Origin of the sequence: Mycobacterium sp. 134 (genome assembly GCF_048282715.1) — a bacterium.
Classification (GTDB): Bacteria; Actinomycetota; Actinomycetes; order Mycobacteriales; family Mycobacteriaceae; genus Mycobacterium; species Mycobacterium septicum.
Map to the genome: position 1 here is coordinate 2,847,974 of NZ_JBLVUN010000008.1, position 17,756 is coordinate 2,865,729.

13 protein-coding genes and 3 rRNA genes are annotated in these 17,756 nt (G+C 63.7%); 13 read left to right on the forward strand and 3 right to left on the reverse strand.

Features of this window, described 5'->3' with window-relative positions:
• Positions 1-49: 49 nt before the first annotated feature.
• The 3 genes from ACNQVK_RS18355 (at position 50) to ACNQVK_RS18365 (ending at position 3,889) form a co-directional block, all read left to right on the forward strand.
• Positions 50-3,049: an acyl-CoA synthetase gene (locus tag ACNQVK_RS18355; protein WP_418034210.1), complete on the forward strand. Its 3,000-nt coding sequence runs from the start codon at positions 50-52 to the stop codon at positions 3,047-3,049.
• 75 nt (positions 3,050-3,124) lie between these two features.
• Positions 3,125-3,661, forward strand: a complete 537-nt coding sequence (locus tag ACNQVK_RS18360; protein WP_418030632.1) for a hypothetical protein — start codon at positions 3,125-3,127, stop codon at positions 3,659-3,661.
• Positions 3,662-3,670: 9 nt separating this feature from the next.
• Positions 3,671-3,889, forward strand: coding sequence for a Trm112 family protein (locus tag ACNQVK_RS18365; RefSeq protein ID WP_418030633.1), 219 nt, complete (start codon positions 3,671-3,673; stop codon positions 3,887-3,889).
• Here ACNQVK_RS18365 and ACNQVK_RS18370 read toward each other — a convergent pair.
• From ACNQVK_RS18370 to ACNQVK_RS18380, 3 genes are read right to left on the reverse strand one after another with little or no spacing between them, the layout of a single operon-like run.
• On the reverse strand, positions 3,872-4,498 hold the full coding sequence (locus ACNQVK_RS18370) for a TetR/AcrR family transcriptional regulator (protein WP_418030634.1): 627 nt from the start codon (positions 4,496-4,498) through the stop codon (positions 3,872-3,874). The two genes, ACNQVK_RS18365 and ACNQVK_RS18370, sit on opposite strands and share 18 nt — an antisense overlap.
• 6 nt (positions 4,499-4,504) lie before the next feature.
• Positions 4,505-5,332, reverse strand: a complete 828-nt coding sequence (locus tag ACNQVK_RS18375; protein WP_418030635.1) for an ABC transporter permease — start codon at positions 5,330-5,332, stop codon at positions 4,505-4,507.
• Complete coding sequence (locus tag ACNQVK_RS18380; protein WP_418030636.1) at positions 5,257-6,042, reverse strand: ABC transporter ATP-binding protein; 786 nt, start codon at positions 6,040-6,042, stop codon at positions 5,257-5,259. Before ACNQVK_RS18380 ends, ACNQVK_RS18375 begins: the two co-directional genes overlap by 76 nt.
• An 80-nt stretch (positions 6,043-6,122) precedes the next feature.
• Here ACNQVK_RS18380 and ACNQVK_RS18385 point away from each other — a divergent pair, with 80 nt between their 5' ends.
• From ACNQVK_RS18385 to ACNQVK_RS18430, 10 genes are all read left to right on the forward strand, one after another.
• Positions 6,123-6,734, forward strand: a complete 612-nt coding sequence (locus tag ACNQVK_RS18385; protein WP_418034211.1) for a DNA-3-methyladenine glycosylase — start codon at positions 6,123-6,125, stop codon at positions 6,732-6,734.
• 27 nt (positions 6,735-6,761) lie between these two features.
• The gene (gene tyrS, locus ACNQVK_RS18390; protein ID WP_418030637.1) at positions 6,762-8,048 is read left to right on the forward strand and encodes a tyrosine--tRNA ligase; all 1,287 of its coding nucleotides are present in this window, start codon (positions 6,762-6,764) and stop codon (positions 8,046-8,048) included.
• A gap of 414 nt (positions 8,049-8,462) precedes the next feature.
• Positions 8,463-9,980: ribosomal RNA gene (locus ACNQVK_RS18395) — 16S ribosomal RNA — on the forward strand.
• Positions 9,981-10,350: 370 nt separating this feature from the next.
• Positions 10,351-13,471 (forward strand): 23S ribosomal RNA (locus ACNQVK_RS18400).
• Positions 13,472-13,627: 156 nt separating this feature from the next.
• Positions 13,628-13,741: ribosomal RNA gene (gene rrf, locus ACNQVK_RS18405) — 5S ribosomal RNA — on the forward strand.
• The 16S, 23S and 5S rRNA genes sit together here, the layout of an rRNA operon.
• Positions 13,742-13,921: 180 nt before the next feature.
• On the forward strand, positions 13,922-14,776 hold the full coding sequence (locus ACNQVK_RS18410) for a tetratricopeptide repeat protein (protein ID WP_418030638.1): 855 nt from the start codon (positions 13,922-13,924) through the stop codon (positions 14,774-14,776).
• A 1-nt stretch (position 14,777) separates the two neighbouring features.
• Positions 14,778-15,794: an HAD-IIA family hydrolase gene (locus ACNQVK_RS18415; RefSeq protein WP_418030639.1), complete on the forward strand. Its 1,017-nt coding sequence runs from the start codon at positions 14,778-14,780 to the stop codon at positions 15,792-15,794.
• Between the two features lie 13 nt (positions 15,795-15,807).
• The gene (locus ACNQVK_RS18420) at positions 15,808-16,014 is read left to right on the forward strand and encodes a hypothetical protein (protein WP_418030640.1); all 207 of its coding nucleotides are present in this window, start codon (positions 15,808-15,810) and stop codon (positions 16,012-16,014) included.
• A gap of 6 nt (positions 16,015-16,020) precedes the next feature.
• Complete coding sequence (locus tag ACNQVK_RS18425; protein WP_418030641.1) at positions 16,021-16,830, forward strand: TlyA family RNA methyltransferase; 810 nt, start codon at positions 16,021-16,023, stop codon at positions 16,828-16,830.
• The gene (locus tag ACNQVK_RS18430; protein ID WP_418030642.1) at positions 16,827-17,750 is read left to right on the forward strand and encodes an NAD kinase; all 924 of its coding nucleotides are present in this window, start codon (positions 16,827-16,829) and stop codon (positions 17,748-17,750) included. The genes ACNQVK_RS18425 and ACNQVK_RS18430 overlap by 4 nt, the downstream gene beginning before the upstream one ends.
• The last annotated feature ends 6 nt before the right edge of the window (positions 17,751-17,756 follow it).

A 17,756-nucleotide genomic window follows, 5' to 3' on the forward strand; every position in this document is an offset into this window, starting at 1 on the left:
ATGACCTCGTCAATCGGGGGTCGGGGTGAGTTTCGATGTGGGGAGCAAGCTGGTGGATTTCTCGGCAGTGACCAGACCCGTCGAGCGGTTGCTGGCGACCGCGCAGAACGGTCTGGAGGTGCTGCGCTACGGGGGACTGGAGACCGGCTCGGTCCCGTCGCCGTTCCAGATCATCCAGAGCGTGCCGATGTACCGGCTCCGGCGGTACTTCCCGCCGGACGTCCGCCCCGGTGTCCAGGATCCGCGCCCCCCGGTACTGATGGTGCACCCGATGATGATGTCGGCCGACATGTGGGATGTGACGCGCGATGACGGCGCAGTCGGCATCCTGCATGCCGCGGGTATCGACCCGTGGGTGATCGACTTCGGCTCGCCGGACAAGGTCGAGGGCGGTATGCAGCGCAACCTCGCCGACCACGTGGTGGCGTTGTCGGAAGCCATCGACATCGTCAAAGAGGTCAGCGGTCGCGACGTGCACCTGGCCGGCTACTCGCAGGGCGGCATGTTCGCCTACCAGGCCGCGGCCTATCGGCGGTCCAAGGACCTGGCCAGCATCATCGCCTTCGGTTCCCCGGTGGACACCCTCGCCGCGCTGCCGATGAACCTTCCCGCCGGCGTGGCCGCGGGTGCGGCCGATTTCATGGCCGACCATGTGTTCAGCCGCATCGACATCCCGGGCTGGTTGGCCCGCACCGGTTTTCAGATGCTCGACCCGATCAAGACCGCGCAGTCGCGTCTCGAGTTCCTTCGGCAGTTGCATGATCGCGAAGCCCTGCTGCCACGTGAGCAGCAGCGCCGCTTCCTTTCGTCGGAAGGCTGGATCGCCTGGTCCGGGCCTGCGATCGCCGAACTGCTCAAGCAGTTCATCGCCCACAACCGGATGATGACGGGAGGCTTTTCCGTCCACGGCGACCTCGTCACCCTGTCCGACATCGACTGCCCGATCCTCGCGGTGGTCGGTGAGGTCGACGACATCGGCCAACCTGCCGCGGTCCGGGGTATCAAGCGGGCCGCGCCCGATGCGGATGTTTACGAATATCTGATCAGGGCAGGGCATTTCGGTTTGGTCGTGGGGTCCAAGGCCTCCACCCAAACCTGGCCGACGGTGGCGCAGTGGGTGAAATGGCTTGGCGGAGAACAGATGCCCGAAGGTGTGGTCCCGATGGGGTCACAGCCGGCCGATCATCCCGAGGGCGGGGTGTCGTTCTCCACCCGTGTCACCCACAGTGCGACCGCAGCCACCGAGATGGCGTTCGGGGTGGCGCGCTCGGCCGCCGAAGCGTTGGTGGCCGCCAACAAGAACGCCCGGACCCTGGTCATCGAGACAGCCCGCACGCTGCCACGTCTGGCCCGGCTGGGTCAGGTCAACGATCACACCCGGATCTCGCTCGGCCGGATCATGAGCGAACAGGCGCGCAGCGTCCCCAACGGCGAAGCGCTGCTCTTCGACGGTCGGGTGCACACCTACGAGGCGGTGGACCGCCGGATCAACAACGTCGTTCGCGGCCTGATCGACGTCGGGGTGCGCCAGGGCGCCCGGGTCGGCGTCCTGATGGACACCCGGCCCAGCGCGCTGGTCGCGATCGCGGCGTTGTCCCGATTGGGAGCGGTGGCAGTGCTGCTGCCCGAGGCGGATCTGGCCGAGGCGGCCCGCCTCGGCGGAGTGGCCGAGATCATCGCGGATCCGAGCCACCTCGACGTGGCCCGCGAACTCGACATGCGGGTGCTGGTCCTCGGCGGCGGTGAGAGCCGTGATCTGCACCTGAACAAGTACGAAGCCGACGGCGCGTCCATCGTCGACATGGAGAAGATCGACCCCGACGTCGTCGAGCTGCCCGGCTGGTACCGGCCGAACCCAGGTCTGGCCCGCGACCTGGCCTTCGTCGCCTTCAGTGAGGTCGGCGGCGAGCTCGTGGCCCGTCAGATCACCAACTTCCGGTGGGCGCTGTCGGCGTTCGGCACCGCGTCGGCGGCCAATCTGGGCCGCGGCGACACGGTCTACTGCCTGACCCCGTTGCATCACCAGTCCGGGCTGCTGGTCAGCCTGGGCGGTGCGGTGGTCGGCGGCTCGCGCATCGCGCTGTCGCGCGGGCTGCAGCCCGACCGGTTCCTGCAGGAGATCCGGCAGTACGGCGTCACGGTGGTGTCCTACACCTGGGCCATGCTGCGCGAGGTCATCGACGATCCGTCGTTCTCGCTCACGGGCAGTCATCCGGTTCGGCTGTTCATCGGCTCGGGTATGCCCGCCGGGCTGTGGAAGCGCGTGGTCGATGTGTTCGAACCGGCCCATGTCGTGGAGTTCTTCGCCACCACGGACGGACAGGCCGTGCTGGCCAACGTCTCCGGCGCCAAGATCGGCAGCAAGGGACGTCCGTTGCCGGGCAGCGGCACTGTCGAACTCGCCGCCTACGACGCCGACGACGACCTGATCCTGGAGGACGAGCAGGGTTTCGTGCGGAAGGCCGAGGCCAACGAGGTCGGAGTGCTCCTGGCTCACCCGCGCGGCCCGGTCGATCCGACCGCCGTGGTCAAGAGGGGCGTGTTCGCGCCCGCCGACACCTGGGTGTCCACCGAGTTCCTGTTCCGGCGTGACGAGGACGGCGACTACTGGCTGGTCGACAACCGCAGCGCGGTGATCCGGACCGAACGGGGACCGGTATTCGCGACGAGCGTCAACGATGCGGTCGGTCGCCTGGACGCGGTCGACATGTCGGTGACGTACGGCGTCGAGGAGTCGGGCCGGCAACTGGCGGTGACCGCCCTGGCGCTGCGCCCGGGCGGCAGCGTCCCGACCGCCGACCTCACCCATGCGCTGGAAGATCTGGCCGCAGGAAACCCGCCCGATGTGGTGTACGTGGTGACCGACATGGAGCTCGGCGCGTCATACCGCCCGCTCATCGGTCCGCTGCGGGCGGCTGGCATTCCGAAGGCAGGCCGGCGTAACTGCTGGTACTTAGATGCCGATACAGGTACGTACAAGAAATTGACGGCGGCCAGCCGGGCCGAACTCGTCGCAGGAGCCGCCGACGACGAGCCGGAGACCGACTAGGCCCTATGTCGGCGGGGTGCCGGGGCGCGAATGCGCTGTTAGGCTCCGGCGGACGGCCGAACGACTGGAGGATCGATGACATCGGGATCGGGTGCGAACAGCTGGCGTCGGGTCGTCACCGGATGTGTGACGGGCGGTGCGCTAGTCCTGGGCGCGCTGGTGGGCGTGGGTGCGCCGACGGCGGTCGCCGATCCCGCTCAGCCGACCCCGCAGGCGGATGCGCCTGCTGATGCGCCTGCGCCGACGCAGATGACCGCGGACGAAGCACTGTCCATCATCGCCAAGGACTACGACACCGGTGAGGGCGGTGGCCAGATCTCGACGCTGATCCACGACATCCTGAAGCTGCGTCAGCAGGGGTACAAGCCGTCGAACGCCAACCGGGAAGCCATCACGAAGGCGCTCGACAAGCGGCCCAACCAGGTGCCGTTGATCGACGCCCTCAAGAGCACGCTGTCCTATCAGCGCAAGTTGCAGGCACAGTCCCAGGCGCAGATTCCGAAGCAGAGTGGTCTCAACCCGGGAGTGGGCCAGTTCCCGGGCGGCATCGCTCCCATTCCGGGCGGGGGCGGCGGTCAGCCCAGTGGCGGCATCTCGATCCCGCTGGGCTAGCTTCACGTGGTGGTCGACGACAAGCTTTTGAGCATCCTGGTGTGCCCGCAGGACCGCGGGCCGCTGCTGCTGGCCGGTACCGACTGGCTCTACAACCCCCGGTTGCGGCTGGCCTACCGGATCGAGGATGGCATCCCGGTGCTGCTCGTCGACGAGGCCGTGGCCATCGAGGACGACGCCGAGCACCGCCGGCTGCTGGATCTGGCCGGGTCAGGCGAGTCCGGGTAGGTCACCCGTGAGGTAGCGCTGCAGGGTGGGCGCGATCGTCTCGGCGATCTGATCCGCCGGCAGCGTGGCGAAGGGATCCAGCTCCAGGATGTAGCGCGCCATCGCCACCCCGACCAGTTGTGAGGCGACGAACTGGATGCGCACCCGGGAACTGCCGGGCGGGTTGTCCACCCGGGGCCCGATCTCTCCGATGATGATCTCCTGCAGGAACGACCGCACCAGCGATACGTCGTTGCCGGCCAGGATGGAGCGCAGCGTCGCGACGAAGCCCTTGCCGATCTCGGAATCCCACAGCGGCAACAGGATTGACGGCAGAGTGTGCCCGATCTGCTCGACCGGGACTTCTTTGAGCCTTCCGATCACGGTCATCGGATCGATGGGGATGTGGATGGCGGCGGCGAACAGCTGGGTCTTGGTGCCGAAGTAGTGATGCACCAGCGCGGCGTCCACCCCGGCGTCGGCCGCGATGGCACGGATCGATGTCTTGTCGATCCCGTTGCGGGAGAACAACTCCCGCGCGCTGGCCAGGATGCGCTCACGTCTGTCCGACGGCCCGGCGGGGCGTCCGGGCCGTTTGCGTTCTCGTTCGGAATCGATGTCGGTACTCACGGCTTCCTAGGGTGTGCGGCGGCGCAGGGTGGCGGCGGCCAAGCAGAGCGCCAGTACAGCGAATCCCACCACGATCGCGATGTCACGGGCCGCGATGGCTGTTAGCTCGGGATGCGCGCCGACCTGCTGCAGGGCTTCCAGCGCATAGCTGGCCGGCAGCACGTTGCTGATCCATTGCAGCCATTCCGGCAGAGCGGCGCGCGGCACGATGATGCCGCACAACAGTAGCTGCGGTGCGATCACGACGGGCATGAACTGGACTGCCTGGAACTCGGTCCGGGCGAACGCGCTGCACAACAGGCCGAGCCCGACGCCCAGGACGGCGTTGATGATCGCGATCAGGAACACCAGGATGGGGCTGCCCGCGGTGTCGAGGCCGAGGAACCAGAACGAGACGATGCAGGCCAGGGTGGCCTGGGCCGCGGCCGCGATCGAGAACGCGGTGCCGTAGGCCGCCAGCAGGTCGAAGCGGCGCAGCGGTGTGGTCAGGATGCGCTCGAGGGTTCCCGAGACGCGTTCGCGCTGCATGGTGATCGAGGTGATCAGGAACATCACGATCAGCGGGAAGACGCCGAGCATGATCAGGCACGCGTTGTTGAACGGCGTCGGGTGTCCCGGCTGGTGCGGCGCATTCTGGAACATGAAGTACATCAGCGTGATGATCAGGCTGGGCACCACCAGGATCATCGCGACGCTGCGGTGGTCGGCGGCCAGTTGCCGCAGGATCCGGCCGGTCGTGGCCAGATAGGCCGCCGGGCTCAGTCGGCTCGGTTGATCGCGCCCGAGTCGCTGCGCCGGATGACGGTGAGAAACGCTTCCTCCAGGGACGTACATTCCGTGTCCTTCCGTAGCTGGTCCGGGGTGGTGTGGGCAAGCAATCGGCCGTCACGCATGAGCAGCAGGTCTCCGCAGTGGTCGGCCTCGTCCATCACGTGGCTGGAGACCAGCAGCGTGGTGCCACGTCGCGACAGTTCGTTGAACTGGTCCCACAGGTCGACGCGAAGTACCGGGTCGAGGCCGACGGTGGGTTCGTCGAGCACCAGAAGTTCGGGCTCGGACACCAGGGCGCACGCCAGCGAGACCCGGGTGCGTTGTCCCCCCGACAGATTGCCGCAGTAGGCGGTGCGGTGATCGTCGAGACCGACCGACCGGATGGCATCTGCCGCCGAGTCCGCCGACGTTCCGTACAGCGCGGCGAAATACCGCACGTTGTCGATCACCCGCAGGTCGTCGTAGATCGTCGGATCCTGGGTGACGTACCCGACCCGGTGCCGCAGCGGTGCGGAACCGGCGGGGTGACCGAGCACCGTGACGGTGCCCGCCGCGACGATCTGGGTCCCGACGATGCTGCGCATCAGGGTGGACTTGCCGCAGCCCGATGGGCCGAGCAGACCGGTGATGCTGCCGCCGCCGATCTGCACGGTGAGGTCGCGTATCGCCGGCCGCCCACCACGGTTGACCTGCAGTCCGGCGATGTCGATGGCCGGGGGAGCAGCCCCGGCGGGGAATCCTGTGGAGAATTCATCAACCGATGAAGTCATCATGTGGTGAATACTGCGCCCAAGTGCGGCCGGTGTCAACGGTGGATCTTGCGAAGTGCAGAATCGCTCGGGTGGGCTTGCGGATGGGCACCGAGCTGCTGACTGGTGATCCCTTGCTCGCGGCCCGCCGACTGTTGGGAGCCGAGCTGACCGGTCGCGGTGTCAGCGCCGTCGTCGTCGAGGTGGAGGCGTACGGCGGGCCGCCCGATGGGCCCTGGCCGGACGCCGCCTCACACTCGTTTCGCGGTGCGGGCGGACGGAACCTCGTGATGTTCGGCCCGCCCGGGTACCTGTACACCTACCGCAGCCACGGCATACACGTCTGCGCGAATGTGGTCTGCGGGCACGACGGCATCGCGGGCGCGGTACTGCTGCGCGCGGCGTCGGTGTGCGAGGGCGCCGAGGTCGCCGGCGCCCGCCGTGGACCGGCGATTCGCCCGGCGGCGCTGGCGCGGGGACCGGGAAACCTTTGTTCGGCCCTGGGAATCACCATGGAGGACAACGGAATTGACCTGTTCGACGCCGACAGCCCGGTCCGGTTGACGTTGGGTGATCCGCTTCCGGCAGTCGACGGCCCACGGGTCGGTGTGAGCAAGGCCGCCGATCGTAGATGGCGGTTGTGGCTGGCGGGCAGGGGAGAGGTGTCGGCGTACCGGCGCAGCCCGCGGGCGCCCGCGCCCGGTGCCAGTGATTGATGTCGGCGATGCGGCATGATCGTCGTCATGAGCATGGGAATCCTCGATGAGCTGGACTGGCGTGGCCTGATCGCGCAGTCGACCGACCGCGACGCGCTGGCTGATGACCTGGCCAAGGGACCCATGACCGTCTACTCGGGCTTCGACCCGACCGCGCCGAGCCTGCACGCGGGTCACCTGGTGCCGTTGCTGACTCTGCGCCGGTTTCAGCGTGCCGGGCACCGGCCCATCGTGCTCGCCGGCGGGGCCACCGGAATGATCGGCGACCCTCGCGATACCGGGGAACGCACACTGAACACCGCCGACACGGTCGCCGACTGGGCCGGTCGCATCCGCGGGCAGCTGGAACGGTTCGTCGAGTTCGACGACACCCCGACCGGCGCCATCGTCGAGAACAACCTGAACTGGACCGGCCAGCTCTCGGCGATCGAATTCCTGCGTGACCTGGGTAAATACTTCTCGGTGAACGTGATGCTCGACCGGGAGACGGTGCGCCGCCGGCTGGAGGGCGACGGCATCTCCTACACCGAGTTCAGCTACATGCTTCTTCAGGCCAACGACTTCGTGGAGCTGCACCAGCGGCACGGCTGCGCGTTGCAGATCGGTGGTTCCGATCAGTGGGGCAACATCGTGGCCGGTGCCCGACTGGTCCGCCAGAAGCTGGGCGCCACCGTGCACGCCATGACGACTCCGCTGGTCACCGACTCGGAGGGCAAGAAGTTCGGCAAGTCCACCGGCGGCGGCAACCTGTGGCTCGATCCGGAGATGACCAGCCCATACGCCTGGTACCAGTACTTCGTGAACACCGCCGATGCCGACGTGATCGGTTACCTGCGCTGGTTCACCTTCCTGTCCTCGGATGAGATCGCCGAGCTGGAGGATTCCACCCAGAACCGCGCCCATGAACGCGCCGCGCAGAAGCGGCTGGCGCGTGAACTCACCACGTTGGTCCACGGGGAAGGCGCGACGACAGGGGTCGAGCTGGCCAGTCAGGCCCTGTTCGGCCGGGCCGAGCTGACCGATCTCGACGAATCCACCCTCGGCGCCGCGTTGCGTGAGGCCAGCAATGGACAGGTCGCCGAGCTGAAGCCGGGCGGCCCGGATTCGATCATCGATTTGTTGGTCGGCACGGGATTGGCGGCGAGTAAGGGAGCGGCACGCCGCAATGTCGCGGAGGGCGGCGTCTACGTGAACAACGTTCGTATTGAAAGCGACGAGTGGTTACCACAGCATTCCGATTTTCTGCATGAGCGTTGGCTCGTGTTGCGACGTGGCAAGCGGCACATTGCCGGGGTCGAGCGCGTGGGCGCCTAGGCCAACCGACGGCCGGGCTCTGACCTGGGAAAACGTCGGAGCGACCAGGCGATTTGACTCGCTGTTAGCGCTCACGTAACTTATTCCAGGTCAGAGCGACACGGACAAGCGCCGGAGAGCGAAGACGAAATCCGAGAGAGACACCCATTACGGTGGGTATTCTCACTGCCCGCAGTAAAGTTCAGCGGCTTTTCGCCGCGGGATTTCTGCGCGACAAACTCGGGCGTGTTGTTTGAGAACTCAATAGTGTGTTTGGTGGTTTTTGTTTGTTGTTTTTTGCCACTCATTTTGGGGGACTCCCCGTCTTCCGATCATGATGGGTGGCTGTTTTTTTGATGCCAGATTGTTGGTGTCTTTTGTTTGTGATCGGATTTTTCTGATTGAATTCTGCCTTGTCTTTGGATGAGGGGTTTTTGTTTGGAGAGTTTGATCCTGGCTCAGGACGAACGCTGGCGGCGTGCTTAACACATGCAAGTCGAACGGAAAGGCCCTTCGGGGTACTCGAGTGGCGAACGGGTGAGTAACACGTGGGTGATCTGCCCTGCACTTTGGGATAAGCCTGGGAAACTGGGTCTAATACCGAATATGACCGTGCTCTTCATGGGGTGTGGTGGAAAGCTTTTGCGGTGTGGGATGGGCCCGCGGCCTATCAGCTTGTTGGTGGGGTAATGGCCTACCAAGGCGACGACGGGTAGCCGGCCTGAGAGGGTGACCGGCCACACTGGGACTGAGATACGGCCCAGACTCCTACGGGAGGCAGCAGTGGGGAATATTGCACAATGGGCGCAAGCCTGATGCAGCGACGCCGCGTGAGGGATGACGGCCTTCGGGTTGTAAACCTCTTTCAATAGGGACGAAGCGCAAGTGACGGTACCTATAGAAGAAGGACCGGCCAACTACGTGCCAGCAGCCGCGGTAATACGTAGGGTCCGAGCGTTGTCCGGAATTACTGGGCGTAAAGAGCTCGTAGGTGGTTTGTCGCGTTGTTCGTGAAAACTCACAGCTTAACTGTGGGCGTGCGGGCGATACGGGCAGACTAGAGTACTGCAGGGGAGACTGGAATTCCTGGTGTAGCGGTGGAATGCGCAGATATCAGGAGGAACACCGGTGGCGAAGGCGGGTCTCTGGGCAGTAACTGACGCTGAGGAGCGAAAGCGTGGGGAGCGAACAGGATTAGATACCCTGGTAGTCCACGCCGTAAACGGTGGGTACTAGGTGTGGGTTTCCTTCCTTGGGATCCGTGCCGTAGCTAACGCATTAAGTACCCCGCCTGGGGAGTACGGCCGCAAGGCTAAAACTCAAAGGAATTGACGGGGGCCCGCACAAGCGGCGGAGCATGTGGATTAATTCGATGCAACGCGAAGAACCTTACCTGGGTTTGACATGCACAGGACGCCAGTAGAGATATTGGTTCCCTTGTGGCCTGTGTGCAGGTGGTGCATGGCTGTCGTCAGCTCGTGTCGTGAGATGTTGGGTTAAGTCCCGCAACGAGCGCAACCCTTGTCTCATGTTGCCAGCACGTAATGGTGGGGACTCGTGAGAGACTGCCGGGGTCAACTCGGAGGAAGGTGGGGATGACGTCAAGTCATCATGCCCCTTATGTCCAGGGCTTCACACATGCTACAATGGCCGGTACAAAGGGCTGCGATGCCGTGAGGTGGAGCGAATCCTTTCAAAGCCGGTCTCAGTTCGGATCGGGGTCTGCAACTCGACCCCGTGAAGTCGGAGTCGCTAGTAATCGCAGATCAGCAACGCTGCGGTGAATACGTTCCCGGGCCTTGTACACACCGCCCGTCACGTCATGAAAGTCGGTAACACCCGAAGCCGGTGGCCTAACCCTTGTGGAGGGAGCCGTCGAAGGTGGGATCGGCGATTGGGACGAAGTCGTAACAAGGTAGCCGTACCGGAAGGTGCGGCTGGATCACCTCCTTTCTAAGGAGCACCACGAGACCTGGGCCGGCCCCGTAAATCGCGGGATCAGCTGAGCTTTCAGGCGATTCGTTGGATGGCCTCGCACCTGTAGTGGGTGGGGGTCTGGTGCAACAACAAACTTGTAGAACTGCCAGACACACTATTGGGCTTTGAGACAACAGGCCCGTGCCCCTTTCGGGGGGTGGCATCCCGTTGGGGGTGTCGGCGTGTTGTTGCCTCACACTTTGGTGGTGGGGTGTGGTGTTTGATTTGTGGATAGTGGTTGCGAGCATCTAGCACGCGAAATGTGTGGTCTCACTCCTTGTGGGTGGGGCCTGGTTTTGTGTGTTGATGTGCAATTTCTTTTGAAACTCATTTTTTGGTTTTTGTGTTGTAAGTGTTTAAGGGCGCATGGTGGATGCCTTGGCACTGGGAGCCGATGAAGGACGTTGGAGGCTGCGATATGCCTCGGGGAGCTGCCAACCGAGCGTTGATCCGAGGATGTCCGAATGGGGAAACCCAGCACGAGTGATGTCGTGTTACCTGTATCTGAATACATAGGGTGCAGGAGGGAACGCGGGGAAGTGAAACATCTCAGTACCCGTAGGAAGAGAAAACAAAAGTGATTCCGTGAGTAGTGGCGAGCGAAAGCGGAGGATGGCTAAACCGTATGCATGTGATACCGGGTAGGGGTTGTGTGTGCGGGGTTGTGGGACCTGTTTTTCCAGTTCTATCCGACTGGAGGGTAGTAAGAAAATGTCGTGGTTAACGGAAATGGTTTGGGATGACCTGCCGTAGACGGTGAGAGCCCGGTACGTGAAAACCTGACATCTACCTTAATGGTGTTCCCGAGTAGCAGCGGGCCCGTGAAATCTGCTGTGAATCTGCCGGGACCACCCGGTAAGCCTGAATACTTCCCAGTGACCGATAGCGGATTAGTACCGTGAGGGAATGGTGAAAAGTACCCCGGGAGGGGAGTGAAATAGTACCTGAAACCGTGCGCTTACAATCCGTCAGAGCCCTCCTTCGTGGTGGGGTGATGGCGTGCCTTTTGAAGAATGAGCCTGCGAGTCAGGGACATGTCGCGAGGTTAACCCGTGTGGGGTAGCCGCAGCGAAAGCGAGTCTGAATAGGGCGTATCCAATCCGTAGGGGTTGGTGTAGTGGTGTGTTCTGGACCCGAAGCGGAGTGATCTACCCATGGCCAGGGTGAAGCGCGGGTAAGACCGCGTGGAGGCCCGAACCCACTTAGGTTGAAGACTGAGGGGATGAGCTGTGGGTAGGGGTGAAAGGCCAATCAAACTCCGTGATAGCTGGTTCTCCCCGAAATGCATTTAGGTGCAGCGTCACATGTTTCTTGTTGGAGGTAGAGCTACTGGATGGCCGATGGGCCCCACAGGGTTACTGACGTCAGCCAAACTCCGAATGCCGACAAGTCCAAGAATGTGGCAGTGAGACGGCGGGGGATAAGCTCCGTGCGTCGAGAGGGAAACAGCCCAGATCGCCGGCTAAGGCCCCTAAGCGTGTACTAAGTGGAAAAGGATGTGCAGTCGCGAAGACAACCAGGAGGTTGGCTTAGAAGCAGCCACCCTTGAAAGAGTGCGTAATAGCTCACTGGTCAAGTGATTGTGCGCCGATAATGTAGCGGGGCTCAAGTACACCGCCGAAGCCGCGGCAACGATTTATCGTTGGGTAGGGGAGCGTCCTGCATCCGGTGAAGCAGCAGAGTGATCTAGCTGTGGAGGGTGTGGGAGTGAGAATGCAGGCATGAGTAGCGAATAGGCAAGTGAGAACCTTGCCCGCCGAAAGACCAAGGGTTCCTGGGCCAGGCCAGTCCTCCCAGGGTGAGTCGGGACCTAAGGCGAGGCCGACAGGCGTAGTCGATGGACAACGGGTTGATATTCCCGTACCCGTGTATGTGCGTCCATGATGAATCCATTGTGCTAACCATCCAAAACCGTCGTGACCGATCCCTTCGGGGTGAGGCGTTGACGGGGCTGCGTGGGACCCCGGTGGGTAGTAGTCAAGCGATGGGGTGACGCAGGAAGGTAGCCGTACCAGTCAGTGGTTGTACTGGGGTAAGCCGGTAGGGAGTCAGATAGGTAAATCCGTCTGGCATTAATCCTGAGAGGTGATGCATAGCCGTTTGAGGCGAATTCGGTGATCCTATGCTGCCAAGAAAAGCCTCTAGCGAGGACATACACGGCCCGTACCCCAAACCAACACAGGTGGTCAGGTAGAGAATACTAAGGCGTACGAGTGAACTATGGTTAAGGAACTCGGCAAAATGCCCCCGTAACTTCGGGAGAAGGGGGACCCCCATATCGTCAAGGCTCTTGCGGCCGGCAGCGGGAGGGGGTGGCACAAACCAGTGAGAAGCGACTGTTTACTAAAAACACAGGTCCGTGCGAAGTCGCAAGACGATGTATACGGACTGACGCCTGCCCGGTGCTGGAAGGTTAAGAGGACCTGTTAACCCTTCGGGGTGAAGCAGAGAATTTAAGCCCCAGTAAACGGCGGTGGTAACTATAACCATCCTAAGGTAGCGAAATTCCTTGTCGGGTAAGTTCCGACCTGCACGAATGGCGTAACGACTTCTCAACTGTCTCAACCATAGACTCGGCGAAATTGCACTACGAGTAAAGATGCTCGTTACGCGCGGCAGGACGAAAAGACCCCGGGACCTTCACTACAACTTGGTATTGGTGCTCGATACGGTTTGTGTAGGATAGGTGGGAGACTGTGAAATTCACACGCCAGTGTGGGTGGAGTCGTTGTTGAAATACCACTCTGATCGTATTGGGCCTCTAACCTCGGACCGTATATCCGGTTCAGGGACAGTGCCTGGTGGGTAGTTTAACTGGGGCGGTTGCCTCCCAAAATGTAACGGAGGCGCCCAAAGGTTCCCTCAACCTGGACGGCAATCAGGTGTTGAGTGTAAGTGCACAAGGGAGCTTGACTGCGAGACATACATGTCGAGCAGGGACGAAAGTCGGGACTAGTGATCCGGCACCTCTGAGTGGAAGGGGTGTCGCTCAACGGATAAAAGGTACCCCGGGGATAACAGGCTGATCTTCCCCAAGAGTCCATATCGACGGGATGGTTTGGCACCTCGATGTCGGCTCGTCGCATCCTGGGGCTGGAGCAGGTCCCAAGGGTTGGGCTGTTCGCCCATTAAAGCGGCACGCGAGCTGGGTTTAGAACGTCGTGAGACAGTTCGGTCTCTATCCGCCGCGCGCGTCAGAAGCTTGAGGAAATCTGTCCCTAGTACGAGAGGACCGGGACGGACGAACCTCTGGTATACCAGTTGTTCCACCAGGAGCACCGCTGGATAGCCACGTTCGGACAGGATAACCGCTGAAAGCATCTAAGCGGGAAACCCCCTCCAAGACCAGGCTTCTCACCCTTTTAGAGGGATAAGGCCCCCCGCAGACCACGGGATTGATAGACCAGACCTGGAAGCCTAGTAATAGGTGCAGGGAACTGGCACTAACCGGCCGAAAACTTACAACAACCAACAAACACCAATGTTTGATGAGTTTCAGTAAGACGCACACCTTGCTACGCAACCACATTCATAGACCACACACGACACTTGTGTCGGGACATGGTTCCCCATGCCCCACCACCAAAACACAAGATGTACACTCAACAACGAGTGAATAGAGTTACGGCGGTCCATAGCGGCAGGGAAACGCCCGGTCCCATCCCGAACCCGGAAGCTAAGCCTGCCAGCGCCGATGATACTACCCTGTCGGGTGGAAAAGTAGGACACCGCCGAACACAAATTAAGAATCGCCCCCCACGTTTTACGTGGGGGGCGATTCGCTTTTATTTTCCTATTCGATTCGTCGAATTCAATTGATATTCGAGTGATTACCCGCTGCGTCGGCGCTCACATAATTATGTCGGCTGTGGCTGCTGCCAGTATCCTTTGCGGGAAGGGCGGGTAGAAAGGCACACGTGGTCGGAGACAGACAAGGCGACGCAGAGCGGCGCCCGCGGCGTGCATCCAACGACCGCACATCGAGCAACAGTTCGGGTCCTCGGCGGCACTACGACCAGCGCGGGCGGGATCAACGTTCCGGCGCGCCCAGGACTTCCGGGCCGGGCCGCGCGCGTGCGGCACAGCCGAGCGCAGATGGCGATACCAGGCCCGAGGGTCCGCGATTGCCGGCCGACGTCGAGGCCAAGGAACTGGCCCCTGACGTACGTCGGGAACTGGTCACTCTGGACAAGACGACCGCAGATTTCGTGGCCCGTCATCTCGTAATGGCCGGCAAGTTGCTCGACGAAGATCCTGATGCCGCACTCGCCCACGCCCGTGCCGCCCGTAACCGGGCCGGCCGGATCGCGGTGGTGCGTGAGGCTGTCGGCATCGCGGCCTATCACAGCGGTGACTGGGCACAGGCTCTCGCCGAATTGCGTGCTGCGCGGCGGATGGGGAGCAAGTCGTCGCTGTTGCCGATGATCGCCGATTGCGAACGCGGTGTGGGACGGCCCGAGCGGGCGTTGGAACTGGCTCGCAGCGACGAGGCCACCGCGCTCACCGGTGAGGATGCCGACGAGCTGCGCATCGTCACAGCCGGCGCGCGTTCGGATCTCGGGCAGTTCGAGCAGGCGTTGGCGATCCTGTCCACACCGCAGCTCGACCCGACCAAGGTGGGCCAGACGGCGGCTCGGTTGTTCTACGTGTACGCCGACACTCTGCTCGCGCTGGGACGCACCGAGGAGGCCCTGCAGTGGTTCCTCCACGCCGAGCAGGCTGATATCGAGGGCATCACCGACGCGGAAGACCGGATCACGGAGCTTTCCTGACGTGACCACGCTTGCACGGCAACATGATTGCCTGCTGCTCGATCTCGACGGCACGGTGTTTCGTGGTCACGAGCCGACCGTGGGTGCGGTCGAGAGCCTGGCAGGCCTGGACGCCCGGGTGCTGTATGTCACCAACAACGCGTCACGGGCTCCCGAGCAGGTTGCCGAGCACTTGCGTGACCTCGGATTCGCAGCCGCTTCCGACGACGTGGTGACCAGCGCCCAGAGCGCCGCACACTTGTTGGCCGCCCATGTGCCGCCGGACTCCGCGGTTCTCGTCGTTGGGACGGATGCACTGGCCGGTGAGGTGTCCAAGGTCGGGCTTCGCCCGGTTCGCACGTTCGACGAGGGTCCGGTCGCGGTGGTGCAGGGGCACTCGCCGAACACCGCATGGCCGGATCTGGCCGAGGCCGCGCTGGCCATCCGCGCCGGAGCGCTGTGGGTGGCCGCCAACGTGGATCTGACGCTTCCTTCGGAACGCGGGTTGCTGCCGGGCAACGGTTCGATGGTGGCCGCGTTGCGGGTGGCCACCCAGCAGATTCCGCTGGTGGCGGGTAAGCCCCAGCCGACACTGATGAACGACGCGTTGAGCCGCGGGACCTTCGTGACCCCGCTCGTGGTGGGGGATCGGCTCGACACCGACATCGCCGGGGCGGTCGCGGCCGGGCTGCCGAGCCTGATGGTGCTCACGGGTGTCAGCACCGCGAGCGAAGCGGTACATGCCGTGCCCGCGGAGCGTCCCGGATACCTCGCGGCGGATCTGCGGGGACTGCACGCCGATGCCGATGCGCTCCGAATCGGGCCCGACCCGGCCTGGCGGATCGACATCGACACCGACACGGTCACCGTGTACGCCACCGGGCAGGATTCCCAGGACGAATTGTCCGTGGTGCGGGCGACCGCGCACGCGGTGTGGGGCGCAGGCCAGGGGCAGACCGCTGTGACGGTCTCCGCCGGCGACGACACAGCGCGCCGGGCACTGCAACGTTGGTCGTTGCTGTCGGCACCCATCGACTAGCGTGAGTGTCGCTATGACTACCGATCCAGACCAGCTGCGTGCGCAGGTCGCCGCGGTGCTGGCAGATGTGCCGGATCCGGCGGTGGACCCGTCCGCACTCGACGGCATGGACATCGACGTGGTGGCTGCACGGCTCGAGCAGGCCCATGATCTGCTCGTGCAGGCGCTTGAATCCGTCGACAGGGGGCAACCGGGCGGATCGCAGGCGACCGAAAGGTGAGCGCCTGTGGCGCGGCGCGCTCGCGTTGATGCCGAGCTGGTGCGGCGGGGCCTGGCCCGGTCACGTCAGCAGGCAGCCGAGCTGATCGAGGCCGGTCGCGTCCGGATCGACGGCATGCCCGCGGCAAAACCGGCGACCGCCGTCGCACCGGACACCAACATCACCGTGATTGCTTCCGCGGAGCGCACCTGGGTTTCGCGGGGTGCGCACAAGCTGATCGGTGCGCTCGACGCGTTCGAGGTGGTCGTCGAAGGCCGCCGCTGCCTGGACGCCGGCGCCTCGACCGGGGGCTTCACCGAGGTGCTGTTGGACCGTGGCGCCGCCGAGGTGGTGGCCGCCGACGTGGGTTACGGCCAGCTGGCCTGGCCACTGAGATCCGACGACCGGGTACATGTGCTGGAACGCACGAATGTGCGGGAGTTGACCCCCGAGGCGATCGGCGGGCCGGTGCAGTTGATCGTGGCCGATCTCTCGTTCATTTCGCTGGCCACGGTTCTTCCTGCGCTGACAGCCTGCGCGGCCCCCGACGCCGATATCGTTCCGATGGTGAAACCGCAGTTCGAGGTCGGCAAGGACCGGGTGGGTGCGGGCGGTGTGGTGTCAGATCCCGAGTTGCGGATCGACGCGGTGTGTACGGTCGCCCGCAAGGCGGCCACATTGCAGTGGCATGCTGTCGATGTGACGGCCAGCCCGCTCCCCGGACCATCGGGCAATGTCGAGTATTTCCTGCACCTGCGTGCCCAGGGCGACCGTCCGCTGGATGGAGAGTCGCTGGAGCAGGCAGTGCGGCGGGCCGTCGAGGAGGGGCCGCAATGACGGCTGAACGCACGATTCTGCTGGTGGTGCACACCGGCAGGGACGAGGCGACCGAAGTTGCCCGTCGAGTGGAAAAGGTGCTCGGCGACAACGGCATTGGTCTGAAGGTTCTCTCGGCGGAAGCCGTGGACCGCGGCCCGCTGCATCTGGCGCCGGATGACATGCGCGCCCTCGGCGTCGACATCGAGGTCGTCGACGCCGACGAGCGCGCGGCCGAAGGTTGTGAACTGGTGCTCGTGCTCGGCGGGGACGGCACGTTCCTGCGAGCCGCGGAGCTCGCGCGAAATGTCGAGATCCCGGTGCTGGGAGTCAATCTGGGCCGGATCGGATTCCTCGCTGAAGCCGAGGCGGAGGCGATCGACCATGTGCTCGACCGCGTCATCGAGCGCGACTACCGCGTCGAGGAGCGGATGACCCTCGACATCGCGGTGCGGGTCGGGACCGATGTGGTGAACCGCGGTTGGGCACTCAACGAGGCCAGCCTGGAGAAGGGTCCCCGGCTCGGAGTGCTCGGCGTGGTGTTGGAGGTGGACGGCCGCCCGGTCTCGTCGTTCGGCTGCGACGGGGTGCTGGTGTCGACCCCGACGGGATCCACGGCCTATGCGTTCTCGGCGGGCGGCCCGGTGCTGTGGCCGGACCTGGAGGCGATTCTGGTGGTACCCAACAATGCTCACGCATTGTTCGCCCGTCCGATGGTGACCAGCCCGTTGGCCAGTATCGCGATCGAGATCGAGGCAAGCGGCAACGACGCCCTGGTGTTTTGCGACGGTCGCCGCGAGATGGTGGTGCCGGCAGGTGGTCGGCTCGAGGTGACCCGGTGCGGTACGCCGCTGAAATGGGTGCGGCTGGACTCGGCACCGTTCACCGATCGCCTGGTGCGCAAGTTCCGGTTGCCTGTCACCGGATGGCGGGGACAGTAGATACCT